The sequence below is a fragment of the Levilactobacillus lindianensis genome (assembly GCF_003946095.1).
GTDB classification, from domain to species: Bacteria; Bacillota; Bacilli; order Lactobacillales; family Lactobacillaceae; genus Levilactobacillus; species Levilactobacillus lindianensis.
Window position 1 is genome coordinate 1 of sequence record NZ_RHOD01000056.1, and the last position, 2,434, is coordinate 2,434.

Here is a 2,434-nt window from a genome sequence, read left to right on the forward strand (position 1 = left end):
TGGGAAGTAGATACGGTGCTTTCTAGTCGAAGTGAGTCACGATCATGTCTGGTTACATTCGTAGAACGTAAGACCCGACTTCTATGGGCCATCAAAGCCCCTAATAGAACGGCTAAGGCTCTAAACACCGCCTTTGGCAAGTTTATGGGGGCCTTCGGTCCCCAAGTAAAATCCATTACTGTTGATCATGGTAAAGAGTTTGCCAATTATCAGGCCTTAGAACAGGATTATCAGATCAAAGTTTATTTTTGCCATCCATATTCACCATGGGAGCGAGGTTCCAATGAATATTTTAATAGGCGGTTACGCTGGTTCTTCCCGAAAAAGACCAATTTTAGCCAAGTAACGACTGATGAGATCCTAGCAGCACTTGAACTAATTAATCAACGACCATTAAAAATACATCATCAACAGACTGCCATTGAAAGATTCCGGGCTTGTTCGGATTAAACTTGTAATTTGCCTATCAAGAAAAATAAAAAGGTTCTGCGAGCGGCAACTCTGAACAAGAAGGGCTTATCGATCGCCTGGAAAGAAGTTGTATCACACAAGATCAAGTTACTCAAGCATTTGAAAAAGACTGTTGCTCAGGAAAAAGGGACCGTATATACAGCAAAACAAGCGAAGAGTTTGACGCACAAGATTAATAAACTCAATAAAAGGTATGTGGCTAAGCTCAAAAAGTTGAAGTCCCAGAAAGTTCCTGCGGACATTGTACATAACTATTACCGTTTTCCAAATGGTGATATTTCTTTCATGCAGGAAAAGGTAAAACAGGTGGGGAACACCACCTATATTCTCCATGGAATTCATGAACTCAACGGTGTCTTTCATAACTTTGGGGGTCACGGTGCCGGGTTTACAGTCGGCAAATAAATTTGTCGAATTAGTTTGTCCTCTGGCCTTTTGCGGTAAGATTGAGTTATGAAGTTTACCGTCATAAAGACGAGAGGGGCTGGCAGTACTTATGTTGAAAGACGAACAGATAGTCTGGGCAATCCATCAGATGGAAGAAGATATTGGTCCAGTGGGGCCTTCACTTGATTCTAGAACACCATTTCAATATTTGATATCGGTGATTCTCAGTGCGCAGGCGACAGACGTCTCGGTTAACAAGGTGACACCAACCTTGTTTACGAAGTATCCGAATCCAGCGGATTTAATGGTGGCCAATGTTACCGATGTCGAATTGATTATTAAGAGTGTGGGTTTATTCCACAATAAAGCGAAAAACATTATCAAGACCGCTCGTATCGTTCATGAGGAGTTGAATGATGTTGTCCCGACCGATCGTAAGGGGATTATGGCCCTGCCAGGTGCTGGGAGAAAGACGGCCAATGTTGTCTTGAGTGATGTCTTTGGCGAGCCAACCTTTGCTGTAGATACGCACGTGTCGGCTATTTCAAAACGACTGCACTTCGTTGAACAAACAGCATCCCCGCTGCAGGTGGAGAAAAGGATTGTTGGTGTTTTAGCTCCCGAGGAATTACATCGTGCGCATCATACGATGATTGAATACGGTCGAAAGTATTCGATGAAGTTGTCTCCGGACAAAGAGGTTTGTCAGTTGATTATCGACTGCGACAAGCTGAATGAGGAGAACGAAGCTCAACAATAAGGAGTTAAAAGAGGCTTTATAGGACCCCTAATGGGTTCTGAAGCCTCTTTTACTGTCGATCGTGGTAATGTGACTAAAGTGAACGAAATTCGAACGTCACGCAATAACTAGTTAGTAAGCGAAGGGCGATTAAACTTTAAATAAAGCTAACTCAAATTTTTTAATAGTTTGAAGGACACCGTAAATAGCGTATGATAGAAACTAAGCTGAAAGATTCCTGAAGGAGGCCATCAACATGGCAGACGTCTTACTAGTCATTGATCTTCAAAACGGTGTTTGTTACGGTGAACAAACCGCAGCAAACATGCCCCAAGTCATTGCAGGTGTTAACGCTCGGATTGCGGCGTATCGCAAGGCTAAGAAACCAATCGTCTTTATCCAGCATTCGGATGAAGACTTGGTAGAAGGGACCCACGATTGGGAATTGATTCCCGAATTGGATTATCGCGATACGGACCCCATCGTTTCTAAGCACCACGCAAACGCTTTTTTCCACTCTAATCTGCGACGCGTCTTAACGAGCTTTGCGGCAGAGTCTTTGGAAATTTGTGGCGCACAGGTTGAATACTGTGTTGATACGACCACTAAGGTGGCTCATGGCATTGGCTATGACTTACAAATGACGCGGGGACTAACAACCACCGTCGATAATAAATTTATGACAGCGGACCAAACCATTGCCTTTTTTGAAGGCATTTGGGATCATCGATTTGTCACCATGTTAGACGCTTAAATGTTAGGCTCTCTGTCAAATCCTGTTGATAGATAGTTTTACAGAACTAGAAGCTAAGCGGCTTCTAGTTCTGTTTTTGTATT

At 43.1% G+C, this 2,434-nt stretch carries 3 protein-coding genes and 1 pseudogene; all 4 read left to right on the top strand.

Features of this window, described 5'->3' with window-relative positions; genetic code table 11:
* Positions 1-450 (top strand): annotated as a pseudogene (locus EKM70_RS11215) (IS30-like element ISLsa1 family transposase); the annotation flags it as partial.
* 9 nt (positions 451-459) lie between these two features.
* Positions 460-876, top strand: a complete 417-nt coding sequence (locus EKM70_RS11220) for a hypothetical protein (RefSeq protein ID WP_125547818.1) — start codon at positions 460-462, stop codon at positions 874-876.
* Positions 877-967: 91 nt separating this feature from the next.
* Entirely contained in the window at positions 968-1,618 is a 651-nt protein-coding gene (locus EKM70_RS11225) for an endonuclease III domain-containing protein (protein WP_125547820.1), read from the top strand.
* Positions 1,619-1,853: 235 nt separating this feature from the next.
* Complete coding sequence (locus tag EKM70_RS11230; RefSeq protein WP_125547822.1) at positions 1,854-2,351, top strand: cysteine hydrolase family protein; 498 nt, start codon at positions 1,854-1,856, stop codon at positions 2,349-2,351.
* Positions 2,352-2,434 lie beyond the last annotated feature (83 nt).